The following is a 19,625-nucleotide window of genomic DNA, read 5'->3' as shown; positions in this document are numbered from 1 at the left end:
CTAATCGGTTCCCTCTTTGTTTAGTTACTCAGCCCCCTTTGATTACTTTTTGAAATCAAAAACTCCAAGTATAACTCAAAAAATCTTTGATTTTTTTTAAAGAACTCAACAGGGCTATAACCTGATATTCTCTGATCAACAATCGAACCGTAGAGCCCTTCAGCATCGAAAAGTGAGATATAGAAATCATAATCATAGGCGCCCGATAGCCTTAAAAGCATTTCACCATCACGTCTTTGCTCCTGAGCGCTCCATTTTTTGATATTACTTAAATCTAAATATTCATATAGTAAAACCATTGGCGATAGCTGGTTATTTGACTCATACCAAATTTCATTAATACACCAAGGAATAACTAAACTTTCTTTCTGGCATGTATACTCGATAATCTCTTCGCTCAAGCTATCAAGCGTGCTTTCATGATAGGCAAAAGCCTGATAGTCATCTAAAGTAGTGATAGCTTTTAAACTTGCTTGAAAATCTTGAGCCCAAACAGGCTGACTAACAATAATTAGTACACACATAAAGTGTTTTATTTTATTCATAACTTCCACTCACGATCAAAACTCCAGGGTGTGATGCGAAAAAATTCTTCAACCAAATTGAATAGTCATAATTAGGAAAACTTATACAACCATTTGTTCCAGGCTTATGAGGTTTATCCTCTGGGTGAAAACCACACCGCCCACTCCCACCATCTCCTACAGATGTGCATCTCGGCAGACCATCACGCATAGGCATATCTGAAAGTGGCTTAAATGGAACAAACCAACAATTATCATATTCATCACACATTGCCGAATTACTCGTATTTTCTATAGGTAAGACCTCATACCTTCCATTCGGAATTGCCCACTTATTTGCCGGATTATGCCATCCAGAGTATACAGACATGGCCCAGAGAGGGTCTAAGGGTACTCCATCTTCGTAATAATAGAGGTATCCGTTGTTTTTATTGTAATGATATCGAGCCATACCTGTTGAATCAACAAACTGAATCGGACTCCCACCCACATACCCATACAAATTCGTATCACCCCCCGCAAACCCAATCGGATCTCTCGCCGTCCAACGTCCTATTTCAGGGTCGAAGTCTCGGTAACCAAAACGGATTAAGCCAGTATGATTGTCTTTTAAGCCGCCTGCAAACCCAAATGGAATATCCATGGCTGGGTTGGTGTCGTTTATCACATTGCCGTAGGCGTCATACTCTATTTGTTTCACCACCGTTCCGGTTGCATCGGTGATGACTCTCGGTGTGCCTATTTGGTCGGTAATGATGTAAAAACGGTTTGTGCCTTGAGTAAAGGCCGTTGGTGTTTGGCCTAAACTGTATTCGTAGCGTTGCAATAGATTGTCGTTTGCATCGTAAGTGGCCAGCAAGGTGGTTTTGTTTTGCCACAGGTACTTTTCTTCTACAACGTCGTTAACGAGTTTTACGACTCGATTGCCTAGGGCGTTATGTTGATAGGTGATGGTATCACCATTTGGTAACTCAACTGCTAGCAAGCGGCCCGTGCTGCTGTATTGATAGTGCGTGACATCGGTACCTTCCGTCTTTTTACTTAAACGACCGTTTGCATCGTATGCGTATTGAGTGTTACCACGGCTGCTCAGTTGGTCGCCGATGTTATAGGTTGAAGCTATGTTGCTTAGGCCACGTTCTGTGCTGCTGTATAGTGAGCGATTGCCATTGGCGTCATAGCTGTATTGCTCTACGACGGTTCCGTTTTTGGTGACGCTGGTTAAGCGTTTGCGAGAATCATAGCCGTATACAAACGTTTGGGTGCTGCCGTCTGGTAAGGACTCTGTTTTGCCTGTGATGGTGCCACTGATGTCGTAAGTTAAGCTGTAGTCAAACAGGGCTGCGCTGCCAAACTGAGTTTGGCTTGTCGTGCGTTCACCGTAGCCGTTGTAAGCTAAGGTTTGGCTGAGTGCGGTGTCTTCAACTTTTGTTGGTAGCCCATGTTCTGCGTGGTTGGTGATCGTGAACTGACCGATTTGAGTGGCGAGCCCGTCGTCATCGTAACTTATTGCGTTGGTTTGGCCAGCGTAGGTCACTTGATCTACTTGGAACTTGTTGTTATGTCGGTAGTTGATGGTGGTATCCAACACGCCATTGTAGGTTAGGCTGGTGAGCAAATCACCATCGTAGCCATAGGTTAATGACTCTGTACCTTCCGTCACGGTTGCAAGTTTTTCATTGCACAGGTAACTGAAGGTTTGAATGCCCTCGGGTGTTGTCACTTGGTTCAGTTTGCCATCTAGGTAATTATAATCAATCACCTGCATTGACGGTAAAGTGATATTGGTTAGGCGTCGATCTCGGTCATAGTTGTAGCTTGTACCGCCACTGAGCGGATGCGATTCTGATGCCTTGCCATTTACCTGGTTTGAGGTAAATTCGCACCAATTTCTCGAACTCTATCCGCTGATATTGTTGAGTCTATTTGCTTAAATTCATCTAAACGCTTAATAAGGTATTTTAAATTATTTTTGCTCTCTCCCTCGAGAACATTCTTTGGGTTTATGCCCTTAAATGCTCCCATTGCAACACTAAATCAAATCAGAATCCGCATCAAAGCCCCTCATGCCGAGGTCCTTTAGAACAATTTCATAATCCTCAGCTTGCTGCTACATCAATGCCAACACACGATGAAATCCCATCAATTACCCAAGTTTTTGCAATTTTGAATGCACTGCCTGGAACATAAAATCTTTATTCAATGTTCAGAAAAAACCACCTCGAATAAGACATTTTTCTTTGATCTTTCTTCTATAAATGTCCTTGTCATATTCACAAATTCACCATGGCTACAATTGACATCATTAAAATCATTACTATCTTCTTGGCTAGGCTGATATGCACCGTTTTCAGTAACGAGAAAACCTTCTACACCTTCGAGCCGAAAGGCATATGATTTGCAAGCAGTCAAATACTCAAGCGCATCTTTTGGATGTAACAAAAACTGACTTCCAAATAACACAGCTCTTTCCAGGAATCTTTCTTGTATTTTCTGTAGCATCATATCCATTTCTCTCACGGTATATATGGGTTTTTAATCGTTTCATCTGGAGCCCAATGCCCTGGACCTGTACCCACTGAAACTTTTGTATCACTCATCTGGACTATATCACCAGTAACATTATCTCTAACTACATAGTGCCCATCGTTTCTGAAATATGCAGTCGCTTCGTTGCCATTTGCCTTATTAATTGAAGACCGTGTCGTATAAGGGCTATTCACTAAATCATCAACTGAACTCTGGGACCATCCTCTTTTAGATAACTGATTAAACTTCCTGCCTTGAGTTGGGATATTAGTAGTTACCCTCTTTGCAGCCTTCTTAACTGCATACTTCCCAGCAAATTTCGCAGCTCCGCCTACACCTGTTGCAAGCTCTGCTACCATTACCCCCGTTTGTGTATTCTGGTAAGTAGCCGAACATTTATTTACGACATTGTTGGTACCTAATTTGTCTCGAATTTTGTCAGTAACACCAAGTGAGCCACTTTTGGGTGCAAATCAACATCTCTACCTGCACTGCCCACCAGTTGTTCAAAGGCTTCACCTTGGTTATTGGTGCCTACAATTGTTTGGTCAAATGGTTCTTGAGCGTAAGACAACACACTCTGCAAGCATATAAAAGCTAAGCTTAAAGAGAGGATAAATCGTTTAAAGAAAGGCATTATATTCCACCGGAAATAGTAGTGAGCATGGTTTTTCGGACATCGTTAGACAGCTACTCAAAATAGTAAGCATAAGAAAGGGGTGGCACAAGGGCTACATTTTGGATTTTTTTAAAATAGAAACAGAGCACCTTGGTATGACTAACTATTCGCTTAATTTACAATAAATTAAAAATCACATTGATTTTATTATTTTAGATTTGCATCACAAAAAATGAGCTAGATAGCTTAAGTAAATTAGTAATATTTTAAGGTGCCGTTCTTTTTGATAAAGATTAGGTACTGGCTGACCAATTAAGGAGATGTAGTGTGTTATAACTAGAAAGGCACAAATTTCTATCCCTTTCATTCATTGTTTGAAAGCTATTATTCGTGGATATAACCATAAGCACCTATTCTACGCTCATACATTAGCACCAACTCACTCAACAAACCTGACCAGCCGCCCAACCACTCGACCAAGCCCATTGAAAGTTATAACCCCCTAGCCAACCGGTAACATCCAAAACTTCGCCGATAAAATAAAGCCCGGGTTGTTTTTGGCTCTCCATGGTTTTAGAGGAAACTTCATTAGTGTTCACGCCACCAAGGGTGACTTCTGCGGTTCGGTAGCCTTCGGTGCCACCAGGGTTGAATTGCCATTGATTTAAATGAGTCGCTAGCCGTTCTACATCGGCTTTGGTGAGTTCGGCTAAGGTTTTTTGCAATTTAAGTTGCTCAACAAAAAACTCGGCAAGTCTTGCGGGTAGGTATTGGGCCAACCAGGTTTTCAGTTGTTTTTTACCCTGTTCGTGGCGGTCTTGTTGCACTTGCTCGGCAACATCAATACTGGGTAGCCAGTCTATTGTGAGTGATTCGCCCGGTTGCCAGTAGTTGCTAATTTGCAACATGGCCGGGCCGCTGATGCCACGATGGGTTATAAGCAAATCAAGTGAAAAAGATTTGGTTTGACTGGTGACAGTCGCTGGCACAGCGACACCTGAAAGTGCTGACCAGTGCTCTTTGTCTTTGTTATTCCAAGTAAAGGGCACTAGGGATGCACGATACTCTAATACTTCATGATCAAACTGTTGTGCAATGCGAAAGCCAAAATCGCTAGCGCCCATGGTCGGGATTGATAGTCCGCCGCATGCGACAACCAATGAACTACATTGAACAGGCTTTGATGCCATGTTCATGCTAAAGCCTTGTTCGAGTGCAACTAGTTTGGTTACGCTGGTTTCAAGTTTTAGCTCTCCACCTGCTGCTGCTAATTCGGATAGCAACAGCTGTTGAATATCTTTGGCACTGTTATCACAAAATAATTGACCTAGTTCTTTTTCGTGGTAGGCAATGCCCGCCCCTGCTACTAAACCAATGAAGTCCCATTGGGTGTATCGGTTTAAGGCGCTGCGACAAAAATGTGGATTAGCTGATAAGTAGTTTTCAGGGGTAATGTCTAAATTAGTGAAGTTACAACGACCTCCACCCGACATCAGTATTTTTTTGCCGGCTTTATTGGCGTGATCTACTACGACAACTGAACGTCCACGCTTGGCTGCTTCTATGGCACAAAAAAGGCCGGCAGCGCCGGCCCCTATTACGATGACATCATACTGGGTCATTTTTTAAGTCGACGCCCTTTGTTTTCTACTGAACGACGTGTGCGCTGTTTATCCATTTTACGTTTTAACGGATCAAACTTATTTGCGGCAACAGGCTTCCACGCCATTTTGGGTAAATCGACAGAGGCCGCTAAGCGATCAATGTCTTTCTTCGGTAGTTCTTCAAAGGTACCGGCTCGAACCGTTGACTCTAAAAATACTGAGCCATAACGAACACGTTTTAAGCGGGCAACTTGCAAACCTTGGCTTTCCCATAGGCGACGAACTTCGCGGTTACGGCCTTCCAATACTACTACGTGAAACCAATTATTACTGCCGCTGCCATCAAAATATTGTACGTCGGTAAATTTTGCCGGACCGTCTTCTAGCTCTACGCCGTTGCACATGGCATCAATGTGTTCTTGAGTCACGTCACCATGAACTCGCACGGCATACTCCCGTTCAATTTGGTGTGATGGGTGCATTAAACGGTTGGCTAGTTCGCCATCGTTGGTGAACAACAACAAGCCTGAGGTATTAATATCTAATCGGCCAACGGCCACCCAGCGCTCACCTGGAATATTAGGTAGGCGGTCAAAAATAGTTTGCCGGCCTTCCGGGTCTTTACGGGTAGAAATTTCACCTTCTGGCTTGTTATAAACCAATACTCGGCGCACTTCGGTGTTTTCTACTTTCACCTTTTTACCGTCTAGCGTTAGCACATCATCTGGCACGCACTTGTCGCCTAATTTACACGCTACGCCGTTTACTAGCACTCGGCCACCTTCTATCGCTTTTTCCATTTCGCGACGTGAACCGACTCCGGCTTTGGCTAATACTTTTTGAATTCTTTCTTCACTCATCTTCTTTATCCTCACGCGGTTCGTCGTTCTCACGAGCGTCGAGCAGCGCTTGTTGTTGGGCTAGTTTCGCTTGAATCATCGCCCATTGGTCTTCTTCGCTGAGCACTTCTGGCTCGGCGTCGTTGGGTTGTTCTGTTTCGGTTTGTTCTGGTTCTAATTCTGTTTCAGGCTCTTGATCGACTTTAAACGCATCTGTATCGGCCAATGAAGCCTCTACCCTATTGCCGTCTGGCTCAGTACCCGATTCATTGGCGTTAGATTCGTCATCACTATCATCGAGTTCTAAATCTGGATGTTCATGTTCGGCACGTGCTTGTTCCATTGCGCTTTCAAAACGTGAATTTACATCATCCATTTCAGCCAGTTCACCATCGAGGTGTTCATCAATAAACTCACTGCCGGTTTTGCCAGAGGCTTGTCCGTCACGAATTTTTTCTATCAACGCACCGAACGTAATTTCAGATTGTGTATCGGTTTCGCTGGTGTCTTCTGAGCCGGATTCCGTCATCTCCATTTGAGGGTTCAAGTCTTCAAGATCGCGAATCTCACTCAAGCTTGGAAGTTGGTCTAACGACTTTAAGCTGAAGTAATCTAAAAACTGGCGAGTGGTCGCGTACATAGCAGGTCGGCCAGGTACATCGCGATGCCCAACGACTCGAACCCATTCACGCTCAAGTAACGTGCGAATAATATTTGAACTGACCGCTACGCCACGAACATCTTCAATTTCGCCACGGGTCATAGGCTGGCGGTAGGCGATTAGAGCAATGGTTTCCATTAAGGCACGCGAATAGCGTTGCGGTTTTTCTTCCCACAGGCGGCTTACCCATTGTGCGGTTTCAGGGTCGGTTTGAAAGCGGTAACCACTGGCGACTTCGACCAGCTGAACGCCTTTACCCTCATAACTCGCGATTAGCTCCGCCATAACTGCACGTACTGTTTTGCCATGAGGTCGCTCGAACTGTTCAAATAAATCACGTAGATGATTCACAGACAAGATGGCACCGGAGGCAAACAGCGCGGCCTCTAAAATCACTTTCAAGGCTTCATGACTGTGACCGCCGTAGGGATCACCTTTTTCTTCGTCTGCTTCAGGCTCTGGTTCTCGAATAACGGCTTCAATATCTTCGAGTTCATGGGCAGCAGGGTCGGCGGTTACATCGGCCGATTCCTCTGCGTTTATATCAACCGTTTCTTCGGGCTGGATAGGCTCTTGGTTATTTTGTTCTTCAGGTAAATCAGACATAACTATTCCGATCTGGCTTTAACGTGAATGGGGGCAAACAGCTCATTCTGAATTAAATCGATGAGCTGCTCTTTTGAAAGTTCCATAATGGCAAGAAAAGTCACGACCACACCCACTCGCCCTTCTTCTGGACGAAACAGAGTAATGAACGGCACAAACGCTTTGCCTTGTAATTGATCGAGCACTTCGGCCATACGGGCACGGGTCGATAAAGATTCTTTCTGAATTTCATGGCCTTCGAACATTTCGGCACGGCCCATAACTTCTTTCATGGCCAACATAATTTCGCGCATGTCGACTTCGGGGTGCAGCTTGGGTCGTTCGTAATCGGGGCGCAGTTCATCGGCGACAAATATTTCTCGACCTACTCGCGGCATGGTATCGATACTTTCGGCCGCTTCTTTAAACTGCTCGTATTCTTGCAAGCGACGAATAAGTTCAGCTCGTGGGTCTTCTTCAGAGTCTTCTTCTAGCTCACCACTGCGCGGCAGCAACATGCGGCTTTTAATTTCGGCTAACATGGCGGCCATCACCATATACTCAGAGGCTAGCTCAAACTGCAGTGCGTGCATTAAACCAATGTATTCCATGTACTGTTTGGTAATTTCGAATACGTTGATATTGAGTATGTCTAAGTTTTGCTTGCGTATTAAATACAGCAGTAGATCGAGCGGGCCTTCAAAGGCATCGAGGAATACTTCTAATGCATCGGGCGGTATATACAAATCGATCGGGATTTGTGTCATCGCCTCGCCGCCTACGACCGCAAACGGCATTTCGCTCTGTTCAGCCGTGGCGCGTTCTCGCAAGGCTTTTAAGGCAAGCTGCTTGGGCGTTGGAGCTTTTTCTGGAACAGGGGCTGTTGTTTCGTCAAACAGAGGTTGCGGCCCGATGAAATTTTCATCAGCCGCTGGGTGTTGACTAGAATCGGGCCGTTGAGAATCAGACGATTCAATAGTCATACATTACCCTTGAAACGGTGTCGCATCACCGGCACCTTCACGCAGAACTTCGGGCACACCTTCTAAAAGGCTGACAATCGTTGATTCATCAAAGCCACAAAAGCCACCATCTATGACGAGGTCTAACTCATGCTCTAGAAGATCTCGGATATCATAAGGGTCGGCCATTGGTTGATCTTCGTTAGGCAAAATTAGTGTGGTGCTCATCATTGGCTCACCCAGTTCCGCTAACAGCGCAGACGCGATGGCATTACCTAATACTCGTAAACCAATGGTACGGCGCTTAGGGTGTAGCAAACGGCGCGGCACTTCTCGTGTGGCCTGCAAAATAAAGGTAATTGGGCCTGGGGTGTTATTTTTAATTAACCGAAATGCTGAGTTATCTACTTTAGCAAACAAGGCCAAGTCGGCTAGATCTCTGCAAACGAGAGTCATGTTATGTTTATCGTCGATCTGACGAATACGGCGGATTTTATCCAATCCATTTTTATTGCCCATTAAACAGCCAAGTGCGTAGGCTGAATCGGTTGGGTAGGCAATAACCCCGCCTTTTTTGAGAATTTCTACCGCATGGCTAATTAAACGAGCCTGAGGGTTCTCTGGGTGTATTACAAAAAATTGACTCATATTGGCTCCCGCCAAGGGCGAAAAAAAACCTATTTTACCTTGATCTAATCAAGGATACCAGCAATCAACCACGCTATTGTGACCGCGCTAACATCCAGTCTTTGGCCAACTTCACTTGCCGAGGCCACTGTGGGAAATAGCCTAACTTTAACCAGCTTGTATTTGGACTGTGAAAATCACTGCCGCCACTAATATACATGTCTCTAGCGGTGGCCTGTTCTACTAAGAATTTGCGCATATTCGGGTCCATACCCACGCACGAGGCTTCAATACCCTGACCACCAGCGGCGTTGAAGTCATCGAGCATTTCTTTGCATTTCGTCCACGTTAAATTGTAGCGATGTGGGTGCGCTATAACCGCCATACCGCCAAGGCTGATAATGGTCTGTACGGTCTCTTCAAGTTCTGGCCACTGGCTTTTCACATCACCAATGCAACCTCGCCCTAACCACTTTTTAAAAGCATGGGCAGATGATTTAACTTGCTTAGTTTCAACCAGATGTGCAGCAATGTGCGGCCGTGCTGGCGGCCCTGGAGCGGCAATGTCACGGATATTTTCTTCATCTAGCTCAAAGCCCGCACGCCGTAGAACAAACAATAGTCGCTCAAAGCGCTTTTCACGCCGAATCACATATTGCCGCTCCACTTCTAGCCAGCCTTCGCTGTAAACATCAATCCCGAGTGCGACTACATGAATAGCGCGGCCCTTCCAGACACTCGAAAGCTCAGCCCCAGGATGCAATGTTAGATTGTCTGGTACCCAGTTATTTTCAATTGAGGCGCGATAACCCGCAGCGGTATCATGATCGGTTAACACTAAATGGCTAATTTCACGCTCTTGTGCCAATTCGAACAAGGCTGGACAATCGAGTTTTCCATCCGAAAACTGACTATGACAGTGTAAATCCCAGTCTTGCTTTACATTTACATGCATTAAACAACCTTTTACTTTGAAATTTAGTTAACAAATTTTACTATCCGCAGTTGCAAACAACCGCCTTGGCCTTGTACCTTAGAGCGCTTCATAAGGTTTCGCACAGGACAATACTTATATGTGGTACGCCATTATCGCAGAAGATCAACCAAACAGCTTACAAAATCGCCTTTCTGTTCGCGCAGCCCACTTAACACGCTTACAAGCACTCCAAGATCAAGGGCGTTTGCTGGTCGCTGGCCCTCACCCTGCAATCGATAGCGAAGATCCCGGCAAGGCGGGGTTTACCGGCTCATTGGTTATTGCTGACTTTGACTCTTTAGAAGCAGCCAAGCAATGGGCCGATGAAGACCCTTACGTCACGGCTGGCGTCTACGCTAAGGTCGTGGTAAAACCCTACAAGAAAGTACTTCCAGCTTAAAACTGTAAACTTGGTTATTATTGAATTCATTTTTTTATAGATAGGACTAACATCGATGCTTTTCCGACACGCTGCTAAGACGCTTTTACTGGCAACCCTTTTAAGCTCTTCCATCACTGCATTTGCCGAAACTGCCTGGCTAAGCGACAGCCTCTGGGTCAACGTACGCACTGGGCCAGCAGACACTTATCGAATTCTCAAAACCGTACAATCTGGCACCCGTATGGAAATACTAGAAAAACAAGAAGATGCCGGTTTTTATCGAGTGCGTACTGAGGCGGGCTTAGAAGGCTGGATTCCTAGCCGCTACCTAACCGATGAGCCTACCGGTCGCTTGCAAGCTCAGGCATTGGCCACTGAAAAAGCTCAGTTACAGCAGCAATTCGATGCACTAGATCAAAAATATAAAGAATTAGCCGCCGACAAAGGCGACGTAAACGGCGAGCTAGGCTCATTACGCACCAGCAATGCCGAACTTACCAAAGAGCTTAACCGCATTAAAGCCATCAGCGAAGGTGCTATTAACTTAGACGAGCAGTATCAATCGCTTGCTGAAGAAACCGCTAAATTGAAAAACGAGCTTGACGTAGCACAAGCAGAAAACCAAGCGAATAAAGAATTTAATGACAACACCATGCTCTACACGGGTGCCGCTTTAGTCATTCTCGGTATTGCATTAGGTACTATTTTACCGCGCTTAAGTGCTCGTCGTCGTCGAGATGGCTGGTCTTAATCGCCACAAATCATGTACACTTAGGCCATTGAATTTATTGGATTAATCTCGATGGCCTGGTCGTCCGAACCCATCCTAAAACCTTACACTTTGTCAAACTTAGTCGATTTATTGAGCCAAGGTTTACTTGGCTCAATGTCGCGCTTTAGTCATTTTCAAATTGTTGAATGGTGCAGCCGTTTTACCGAAGAGTATGATCTTCAGCCCGATGACAATATTCCCCTGTCTCCTCAAGGTGCTATTGAGCTAGCCGATGATGTGCTGGTGCAATGGGAGCTGTTCATTGCGACTCAATACTCTTTAGATGAGTTAAGCATGTTTTCAGTTAGTGTGGTGGTATTACCTAAAACACACTTTGAACAATGGTTAAATCAGGCGCTTGCCTTACCTAGTCAACATTAAGCAATGAAAAACACCGACATATATTTTATTGAAGACGGCACACCAAAGTCTGCGACATTTGATGATTTTTACTTTTCAAATGGCCAAGGTGTTGAAGAATCACAGTATGTTTTCATTGCGCCAAACAACTTGGTTGAGCGCTTTAAGTCTCTGCCAGATTACGGTCACTTCACCATCGCGGAAACCGGCTTTGGTACAGGTCTTAATTTCACTATCGCGTGGCAGTGTTTTTTAGAACATGCTCCCAACACAGCGCGCCTGACTTTTATTAGCTGTGAAAAACATCCGCTATCAGCCGCAGACTTAGAACGAGCACACGCAAATGGGCCACATAACGATCAATTAAGCGCCCAGTTGCAAGCACACTACCCGCCCTTAGTTGAAGGCTTCCACCTGCTTGAATTTAATCGTGTTAATTTAGTGTTGATACTCGATGATGCCGCCAAGGCTTTTGGTGAAGTCACTGCCAAAGTCGATGCTTGGTTTTTAGACGGTTTTGCACCAAGTAAAAACCCGGATATGTGGCAGCCGGCACTTTTCGAGCAAATGACCCGCTTAAGTCACCTTAATACCACAGTTGCGACTTTCACCAGCGCACGCGTTGCCCGCGAAGGCTTGATCGGTGCGGGTTTTGCAATCCAAAAGCAAACTGGCTATGGCTTAAAGCGTGAAATGGTCAAAGGCTCCTTTGTTGGTTTGTGCGGCCCAAAGCCTATTATGGGTTGGCCAAAATCTGAACTACCGGCACCTAAGGCAAACCACGCTAAGCACGTTGCTATTATTGGAGCAGGTATTGCCGGAGCGACAACCGCTATAGAACTAAAAAGACGCGGCTATACGGTGACTGTTTTCGAAAAAGCACCATACCCGGCCAGTGGTGGCTCTGGCAACCGGCAAGGCGCGGTTTACGCAAAACTATCCGCCAGTGCCAATCACAACACACAGTTTTATATTCAGGCGCTCGAAACCGCCCAAAAAGCACTTGAACAACTGCCATCCCGTGTACCGCACGATGCCTGTGGTTTGGTGCAATTAGTCCATGATGCCCGCGAATTAAAACGACTGAAAGATATTGAACGGTCCAGCTATATCCCCATGGACCTAGCGCAAGTTAAAACCGCTGAACAACTGACCGAGCTCGTTGGTACCGCGCTCAGTGAACCGGGCTTATGGTTTCCTAACGGTGGCTGGGTCAGCCCAAAAGAATGGGTGGCTTATTTATTAGAAGGTATCAACTGCCTATATAATGAAGAGATTGTATCGGTGTCACTGCAAGGTCATGTCTGGCAATTAACTAACCAACTTGGCCAAATTAAAAGCTTTGACCAAGTTGTACTATGCTCTGCCTTTGATAGCCTAAAACTCCAGCAAACGGCACATTTACCCTTGAATGCTATCGCAGGTCAGGTGACTCAATTAGCCTGTGTTGAGAAAGCAAACACATTGAAAGCAGTCATTTGTACTGACCGCTATGTCATGCCTGCGCTAGACAACATGCTCACCATTGGCAGCACATTCCGCCTAAAATCATCCGATACCCGTACAAATGAAGCTGAAAACCAGGACAACATTGCTGGATTAAAGTCACGCGTTCCAGTCTTGCTTGAGACCAACCCAAAAGTCGTTGACGACCGTGCAGGCGTGCGTTGTACAACCCCCGATTACCTGCCATTGGTTGGTGCACTTAGTGAGCAACGGGCGCTTGTCGATCAATTTACGGTGCCTTTGCAACGTAATCGAGCACATAAAGAAATACCCGCAAGGCACTTACCAGGCTTCTGGGTAAATGTAGGTCATGGTTCGAAAGGTTTATGCTCTAGCCATTTAAGTGCAAAATTACTGGCCGCGATGATATGCGGTGAGCCATACCCAATGTCCCAGTCCATTGTTGATCACCTCAACCCAAATCGCTTCGTGATACGCGACATGATGCGAGCCAAACGCCAGAAAACTGCCAACTAACTTAGCCTGCCTAATATTACCCCTCCTTAAATTAGACCTACGTCAGAAATATGTCAGCCAAGCATCATTGTGTATAGCTATAAACTTAATAGGTAGATACGCATAGACATAAACCCTGAAAACCTGTACTTTCCGCGCCCCTTATTAACTGGGCTGCGGAGTTTTCTACAGTCCAAATCAATTGAAAAACTAAAGGAAACTTCATGACCGATACTTACGACCTTACGCTCGTATTGGCCTCTTACTTAGTCGCAGTCATTGCCTCTTTTGCGGCAATTTACTTCAGCATCCGCGCCCGTAAAACCAACGCCGGTGTTAAGTCATTTACTTATGCTGCAGGTGCTTTTTGCTTGGGTGCAGGTATTTGGTCTATGCATTTTGTAGGTATGAGTGCCTACCACACCAACTTTGATATGACGTTCAATTTCACTTGGACTGCCTTTTCTCTAGTTGCTGTGCTTATTGCTTCAGCATTAGGGCTGTGGGTCATTACCCTTGAAAAAGTAACTATTTTACAGCTAGCGGTAAGTGCTTTTATTATGGGCATGGGCGTATTCACCATGCACTACAGCGGCATGATTGCGATGCAAATGTCTCCTGGCATTATTTATAATATACCCTTAGTTATTTTATCGGGTGTCATTGCTGTTGTTGCTTCGTTTGCGGCTCTGGTCATCTGCCGAAACATAGAGCACGTCCCGGTCCGCTATAGTTTACGCGCGCGCCTGTCCGCAGCGCTTGTCATGGGCGTTGCTGTATGCGGTATGCATTACACGGGTATGTCAGCTGTCACCTTTTTAGTCGATGCTATGTGCTCAGCAGACAACACTCTGCGAGGTAATTGGATGGGCATCCCGACAGCTATCGCAGCCTCTGCTTTCTTAATTTTATTAGTTTATATTGGCTTTGAAGATTACCGAGCCATTGAGCGTGCTAAACGTAAAAAAGCAGCCGAAGAAGAAGCCGTCATGAAATTCGCGTTTCTAGATGCAGGCAGTGGCCTTCCTAATAGGGCCTCGTTAGATAAACACCTAGAACTACTTTTAAAAGGCAGCAATGGCCAATCAGCTAAACCCTTTGACCTTTTTTATATAGAGCTCAGCGATTACCGCAATCTATTGCAAACTCATGGCGATGCGATTGCCCAAAAGTATGCAACAGAATTTGCTCGTAATATTAAACAATGTATTCCCGAAGGTACTTATTTGGCGCGATACAATACCAACGGTTTTGTGGCAGTGATGCCAGATACTGGACTAGCAACCCTGGAAGAATCGGCCAAAATGCTGTCTGACCAGCTGATTAGATCTTCCGGTGGTAAATTGGCGAATTTACCCGTGCGTTTTGGCCTTGGCTACAGTCATTTTCCACAATCGGGCACCTTAGCTCGATTACTAGTTCGCCAAGCACAGGTTATAAAATTGCGCCAGCAACCTAAGCGAACCAGCGGCGCCAAACCTAGTTTAGTTTAACACCTAAAATCTAGGGTGAGTCGCACCGCTCATCCTAGAATTGCAATCATTTTTGCTTCTTCCTCGATTCATCAATCCTCCTAGCTATATTTCAACCTGCTAATACTAGTTGTTTTCCGATTTTCTTCTATACTTCAAATACGCATCGCAAAATTATAGTTAACTAACTATTGGGCCGTCATTAATGTCATCTAAGTATTCGAGCGAAACCCTTTACCAGCGCATTGCTGAAAACATGACTGACATGGTCGCCTTGCATGCGCCAGATGGCAATTACCTTTGGATAAGTCCTTCGGTAAAACTCATTCTCGGCTACTCCCCAGAGGAGCTTTTAGGCACAAGCCCATACGCGTTGTTCCATCCCGATGATATTGAATCTATCCACAATGATACGCATATACCTGCCGTTACAGGCGCAGGAAATATATTAGTTCGTTACCGGATGCGAAAAGCTGACGGCACCTTTACCTGGCTTGAAACCCTCACTCAGCCAATGAAAAACGATAAAGGCGATATTTACGAATTACTCACTACTTCGAGAGATGTCACGCCACAACGAGAGCTTGAACATGCCCTTATTGAAAATGAAGCACTTTCACGGGCAATCTTCGATAGCCTTGAAGAAGGTGTCATCGTTTATGATTCTGAAGGTCAAATAGAGACGTATAACCCGCAAGTTTTAAAAATAATGGGGTTAAGTGCAGAAGAATTAATAAACAGAACTGCACGCGACTCCCAGTGGCAAACCAGGTACCCAAACGGAGCTGCAATGTCTATTAGGGATTTAGCATTGTCAACAAATAAGCCGGCAAGCCAAGTGCTCATCAATGTTACGAACCCTAAATGGAAAGAACACCGCTGGGTCTCCATTAATTCACGTCCAGTTAGCTCAAGCTCTGATAAGGCTGCGGTCGTTGTGTCATTTGAAGATGTCACCAACTTAATCGAACGAACAGAACAATTAGAACTTTGGTCAACCGTCTTTCGTTACAGCGAAGAAGCTATTGCAATAATCGATACCGACGGCTATATACAAGATATAAACGAGGGTTTCGTAAGATACCTTCACGCAGATAAAGATGCTTGGCTAGGTCGGCAAGTCGATGAGATTACACTCAGCAGCCGTTCGGAAGGGTTATTTGCCCGTACCATCTGGCCAGCACTTGAATCCAATGGCAATTGGCGAGGCGAGATATGGCTGCGCGATGCACTAGGACAAGTTCAGGTGACTTGGGCTGCCATGACAAAAGTACAACAGCAAGTCTCAGCTAAAACCCATTACTCGCTCATCTTGAGTGATATTAGTGAAAAGAGTAGAAAAGAAGATAAATTACGTTACAACGCAGGTCATGACTCACTCACCGGAGTACCTAACAGACTGCTTTTAAATGACCGTTTCGATGTAGCGCTGAAGACCGCTGAACGCCAAGGTCAGACTTTCGCCTGTTTATTTATAGACCTTGATGGCTTTAAGCCGATCAATGACCGTTACGGGCATGCAGTGGGCGATACAGTTCTTCAAACCGTTGCAGAAAAGATTGCAACATTGGTGCGATCAATGGATACGGTATCAAGAATAGGCGGCGACGAATTTACGGTTCTATTATTCGGCATGTCGAATGAAAATGAATATCGCGCTGCAGCAGAGCGTATTGCCCTTTCAATAAACGAGCCCATGATAATTGAAGGACATGAAATCAAAATTGGGGTCAGCATTGGAGGCGCGCTATACCCCTCAAACGGCAATACTCAAGCAGCTCTTATGGCAGCCAGTGACCAAGCGATGTATCAAGCAAAACGTCACGGCAGGTTGGTGGTGTTTGCAGATTCAAATGTCTAGCTATTGCTCATAAGTTATTTGTGGACTTCCAGACTTTACTAGACACTCAAGAGAGTTAAAATGTAGCTCAAACAGGAGTGTTTATGAGCAAAGGTAAGCGTTATACAGAAGAGTTTAAAATTGAAGCCGTTAAGCGATCAGACTATGGTGAACTGATCGATGAAATCGGTGAAGTGGTATTTAAGGCAGCAACAACGGATGCTCTTGAAAAGGCACTAAGATATTTATGAAAACAAAAATAGTCACGAGAGAAGGTTACGAGCGGCTGCAAAATGAGCTGGACACCCTTTGGAGAAAAGAACGCCCTGAAATTACTAAAATAGTCACTTGGGCTGCAAGCCTTGGAGACAGATCGGAAAATGCCGACTACACCACAAATAAGAGGAAGCTTCGTGAAATTGACCGCCGTGTTCGATTTTTACGAAAATACCTTTTCGATGTAAAAGTCGTCGATTATGACCCTCAACAAGAAGGAAAAGCTTATTTTGGAGCATGGGTCGAACTCGGGAATGAGGAAAGCGATACTCTTGAATTTCGAATTGTTGGACCAGAAGAAATTTATTGGAACAAAGCATTCATTTCAGTTGACTCACCGATGGCAAGAGCCTGCGTAGGAAGAGCTATGGATGATGAAATAACAGTTCGCACACCAGAAGGTAGCAAGCATTGGGAGATTGTAAATATTCGGTACGATTTACAGCCAAAGGAAGCCGACATATAAATCAGGCTTGGCTCAAAACGAGTTTGGTACCATTGCACAGTTTGAGCGTGATGTGCCAGGCAGCACTTTGTTGACCGTTGGCGTCGGCAAGAGAGGCTAGATCGATAAACGCGTTTGATGATGGTTGTTTGGGTCATGTGAATCTCACGTCGTGATCAGAATGTGAGATAAAAGTAAGCGTGGCGCTTAATGAAATATAATTACGTGGCGGTATGAATGGTTACCTTATGATCACTTCTCCCAGTCCAAATTTGAGGCAAGACTCCTATAGGCAAATTATTTCTAATTAATCCACGTCATCACAACTCACCCAACATGTTCGTCCAACTCCGACAGGCTGCACACTAAAAGTGCCATTTAACGAAAAAACTTCTAGAGGATCCCGTAAATTTGAATGTGCTTGAAATAAAAATGGTAACATCTATCTAGTAAAATGCCGCTATTGTTAAATTAATGATTGGAATTTTTAAAAGGAGGCGTTCAAATTGACTTTGCAACAATTAAAATATGTATTAGAAGTAGCAAGTAAGGGGTCCATGAATGAAGCAGCAAGAAGTTTATTCATCTCCCAGCCAAGACTATCGACAGCAATTAAGGAATTGGAAAGGGATGTTAAGATTACTATATTCATTAGAACGAACCGAGGCGTTACTGTTACTAATAAAGGAGCCGAGTTTCTGGGTTATGCAAGACAGGTATTGCAGCAATTTAACATGCTTGAAGAAAGATATTTAAGTGAAAAACCCGGTAAACAATATTTTTCTATTTCAACTCAGCATTATACTTTTGCAGCAAATGCTTTTGTGGAACTTGTAAAAGAGTTTGGATCTTCTGAGTACGAGTTTACACTTCGTGAAACAAAGACATATGAAATCATTGATGATGTTAAAAACTTACGAAGCGAGTTAGGAATTATATATTTAAGTAATTACAATGAATCTATTTTATTAAAACTTTTGAGAGAAACTGATTTAGTATTTTCAGAATTATTTACTGCACAACCACATGTATTTATTAGTAAAAGACATCCTTTAGCTGACAGAGAATCAATTGATCTGGAAGAATTAGATGACTATCCTTGTCTTTCTTTTGAACAAGGAGAGTACAATTCCTTTTATTTTTCAGAAGAAATCTTCAGCACTAGAAGTGTGAAAAAAGCATTAAAGTCAGTGACAGGGCAGCCATTGTAAATTTTATGATTGGACTCAACGGTTACACCATTTCTTCGGGAATCTTTCCTAAGTATCTTCATGGGGATGATATTATTGCTGCCCCTCTTAATGTAGATGAACTTATACGTGTAGGAATTATTCAGCACAAAGATGTCACGTTATCGCAACTTGGTGAAATATATATGGATGCTTTAAAAAATGTTAAGCAGAAATTATAAATAAAAACTTGTATCCCCCTCTCACCCTGCTATAGCTTTCTGTTATACCGAGTTATGATTTTTAAGTATTATGCTATAACTGAGAAATACCCTTATAATTTTGCTGTTAATTATTTATATTGAAGAGTGAATGCGGTATGGGAATTCAAGTATTATTATCATTTTGTATATACGTAATAGTAAATGCTTTTACACCGGGTCCGGGTAATATTTTGGCATTAAATACAATGACTAATTATGGATGGAAAAAAGGAAAGCCTTTATACTTCGGGATATTTTGCGGTTATTTTTTTGTACAATCTTTATGCGCCTTGTTTATTTTTGGATTAAACAATTTAATAAACCCAATTATGAGTGTACTTACATATGCAGGAGTTATTTATATTTTATGGCTAGCCTATGGGGTTGCAATTAGCAAACCCGACAATAAGAAATCTGACAAACAGCCCTCTTTTTGGATTGGCTTTATCCTTCAAATTGTTAATGTAAAAATATTTCTATTTGGAATTACTGCTCTAACAGGATATGTTACACCTTATTACTCATCTCTGGGAATGCTTTTATTTTTTGAAATAATTATTGCTACAGTAGGTTCGATTGCCACCATGACTTGGATATTCTTCGGAGGGTTATTACAACACACATATTTTAAATATTATCGAACAATAAATATTATATTGGCATTCCTTCTTTTGCAATGTGCGGTTGCACTCTTACTGCATTAAAAATATAGCGTTAACTTGACGGTCTATGCAAGGGTCGACTATGAGCTTTTCCCG

General features: G+C 43.9%; 22 protein-coding genes. 11 read left to right on the top strand and 11 right to left on the bottom strand.

What is annotated here, in order from left to right:
• Positions 1 to 20: 20 nt before the first annotated feature.
• From ACI882_RS01370 to ACI882_RS01320, 11 genes are all read right to left on the bottom strand, one after another.
• On the bottom strand, positions 21 to 545 hold the full coding sequence (locus ACI882_RS01370; protein WP_411748433.1) for a hypothetical protein: 525 nt from the start codon (positions 543 to 545) through the stop codon (positions 21 to 23).
• Positions 538 to 2,286 carry an RHS repeat domain-containing protein gene (locus ACI882_RS01365; RefSeq protein ID WP_411748432.1) on the bottom strand — a complete coding sequence of 583 codons (1,749 nt, stop codon included), beginning with the start codon at positions 2,284 to 2,286 and terminating at the stop codon, positions 538 to 540. Before ACI882_RS01365 ends, ACI882_RS01370 begins: the two co-directional genes overlap by 8 nt.
• 437 nt (positions 2,287 to 2,723) lie before the next feature.
• Positions 2,724 to 3,029 carry a hypothetical protein gene (locus ACI882_RS01360; protein ID WP_411746721.1) on the bottom strand — a complete coding sequence of 102 codons (306 nt, stop codon included), beginning with the start codon at positions 3,027 to 3,029 and terminating at the stop codon, positions 2,724 to 2,726.
• An 11-nt stretch (positions 3,030 to 3,040) separates the two neighbouring features.
• Positions 3,041 to 3,412 carry a colicin E5-related ribonuclease gene (locus ACI882_RS01355; protein ID WP_411746720.1) on the bottom strand — a complete coding sequence of 124 codons (372 nt, stop codon included), beginning with the start codon at positions 3,410 to 3,412 and terminating at the stop codon, positions 3,041 to 3,043.
• 59 nt (positions 3,413 to 3,471) lie between these two features.
• A complete protein-coding gene (locus tag ACI882_RS01350) occupies positions 3,472 to 3,690 on the bottom strand; it encodes a hypothetical protein (RefSeq protein WP_411745431.1) in 219 nt (72 codons plus the stop codon).
• A gap of 425 nt (positions 3,691 to 4,115) precedes the next feature.
• Entirely contained in the window at positions 4,116 to 5,294 is a 1,179-nt protein-coding gene (locus ACI882_RS01345; RefSeq protein ID WP_411745432.1) for an NAD(P)/FAD-dependent oxidoreductase, read from the bottom strand.
• Entirely contained in the window at positions 5,291 to 6,136 is an 846-nt protein-coding gene (rluB, locus tag ACI882_RS01340) for a 23S rRNA pseudouridine(2605) synthase RluB (protein WP_411745433.1), read from the bottom strand. The genes ACI882_RS01345 and rluB overlap by 4 nt, the downstream gene beginning before the upstream one ends.
• Entirely contained in the window at positions 6,129 to 7,382 is a 1,254-nt protein-coding gene (gene scpB, locus ACI882_RS01335) for an SMC-Scp complex subunit ScpB (protein WP_411745434.1), read from the bottom strand. The genes rluB and scpB overlap by 8 nt, the downstream gene beginning before the upstream one ends.
• Before the next feature lie 2 nt (positions 7,383 to 7,384).
• Entirely contained in the window at positions 7,385 to 8,344 is a 960-nt protein-coding gene (locus ACI882_RS01330; RefSeq protein WP_411745435.1) for a segregation and condensation protein A, read from the bottom strand.
• A gap of 3 nt (positions 8,345 to 8,347) precedes the next feature.
• Positions 8,348 to 8,971, bottom strand: a complete 624-nt coding sequence (locus tag ACI882_RS01325; protein ID WP_411745436.1) for an L-threonylcarbamoyladenylate synthase — start codon at positions 8,969 to 8,971, stop codon at positions 8,348 to 8,350.
• A 73-nt stretch (positions 8,972 to 9,044) separates the two neighbouring features.
• The gene (locus tag ACI882_RS01320) at positions 9,045 to 9,905 is read right to left on the bottom strand and encodes a PHP domain-containing protein (protein WP_411745437.1); all 861 of its coding nucleotides are present in this window, start codon (positions 9,903 to 9,905) and stop codon (positions 9,045 to 9,047) included.
• Positions 9,906 to 10,023: 118 nt separating this feature from the next.
• Here ACI882_RS01320 and ACI882_RS01315 point away from each other — a divergent pair, with 118 nt between their 5' ends.
• The 11 genes from ACI882_RS01315 (at position 10,024) to ACI882_RS01265 (ending at position 19,571) form a co-directional block, all read left to right on the top strand.
• Positions 10,024 to 10,326: a YciI family protein gene (locus tag ACI882_RS01315; RefSeq protein WP_411745438.1), complete on the top strand. Its 303-nt coding sequence runs from the start codon at positions 10,024 to 10,026 to the stop codon at positions 10,324 to 10,326.
• 55 nt (positions 10,327 to 10,381) lie between these two features.
• Positions 10,382 to 11,059, top strand: a complete 678-nt coding sequence (locus ACI882_RS01310) for a TIGR04211 family SH3 domain-containing protein (RefSeq protein ID WP_411745439.1) — start codon at positions 10,382 to 10,384, stop codon at positions 11,057 to 11,059.
• A gap of 51 nt (positions 11,060 to 11,110) precedes the next feature.
• On the top strand, positions 11,111 to 11,461 hold the full coding sequence (locus tag ACI882_RS01305) for a hypothetical protein (RefSeq protein WP_411746719.1): 351 nt from the start codon (positions 11,111 to 11,113) through the stop codon (positions 11,459 to 11,461).
• A 3-nt stretch (positions 11,462 to 11,464) separates the two neighbouring features.
• Entirely contained in the window at positions 11,465 to 13,423 is a 1,959-nt protein-coding gene (gene mnmC, locus ACI882_RS01300; RefSeq protein ID WP_411745718.1) for a bifunctional tRNA (5-methylaminomethyl-2-thiouridine)(34)-methyltransferase MnmD/FAD-dependent 5-carboxymethylaminomethyl-2-thiouridine(34) oxidoreductase MnmC, read from the top strand.
• A gap of 203 nt (positions 13,424 to 13,626) precedes the next feature.
• Positions 13,627 to 14,895: an MHYT domain-containing protein gene (locus ACI882_RS01295; RefSeq protein ID WP_411745717.1), complete on the top strand. Its 1,269-nt coding sequence runs from the start codon at positions 13,627 to 13,629 to the stop codon at positions 14,893 to 14,895.
• Positions 14,896 to 15,079: 184 nt separating this feature from the next.
• Positions 15,080 to 16,735, top strand: coding sequence for a diguanylate cyclase domain-containing protein (locus ACI882_RS01290; RefSeq protein WP_411745716.1), 1,656 nt, complete (start codon positions 15,080 to 15,082; stop codon positions 16,733 to 16,735).
• An 83-nt stretch (positions 16,736 to 16,818) separates the two neighbouring features.
• Positions 16,819 to 16,965 (top strand): hypothetical protein, encoded by a 147-nt coding sequence (locus ACI882_RS01285; RefSeq protein WP_411745715.1) that lies wholly within the window; start codon positions 16,819 to 16,821, stop codon positions 16,963 to 16,965.
• The gene (greB, locus tag ACI882_RS01280; RefSeq protein ID WP_411745714.1) at positions 16,962 to 17,456 is read left to right on the top strand and encodes a transcription elongation factor GreB; all 495 of its coding nucleotides are present in this window, start codon (positions 16,962 to 16,964) and stop codon (positions 17,454 to 17,456) included. Before ACI882_RS01285 ends, greB begins: the two co-directional genes overlap by 4 nt.
• Before the next feature lie 485 nt (positions 17,457 to 17,941).
• The gene (locus ACI882_RS01275; RefSeq protein WP_411746718.1) at positions 17,942 to 18,646 is read left to right on the top strand and encodes a LysR family transcriptional regulator; all 705 of its coding nucleotides are present in this window, start codon (positions 17,942 to 17,944) and stop codon (positions 18,644 to 18,646) included.
• Positions 18,647 to 18,651: 5 nt separating this feature from the next.
• Positions 18,652 to 18,846 carry a hypothetical protein gene (locus tag ACI882_RS01270; protein WP_411748431.1) on the top strand — a complete coding sequence of 65 codons (195 nt, stop codon included), beginning with the start codon at positions 18,652 to 18,654 and terminating at the stop codon, positions 18,844 to 18,846.
• Positions 18,847 to 18,983: 137 nt separating this feature from the next.
• Entirely contained in the window at positions 18,984 to 19,571 is a 588-nt protein-coding gene (locus tag ACI882_RS01265; RefSeq protein WP_411746545.1) for a LysE family transporter, read from the top strand.
• Positions 19,572 to 19,625: the final 54 nt, after the last annotated feature.

It is taken from the genome of Reinekea sp. (genome assembly GCF_046710285.1).
Lineage (GTDB): Bacteria > Pseudomonadota > Gammaproteobacteria > Pseudomonadales > Natronospirillaceae > Reinekea.
The sequence above is the reverse complement of the archived record's forward strand: the minus strand, read 5'-3'. Positions and strand labels throughout refer to the sequence as shown.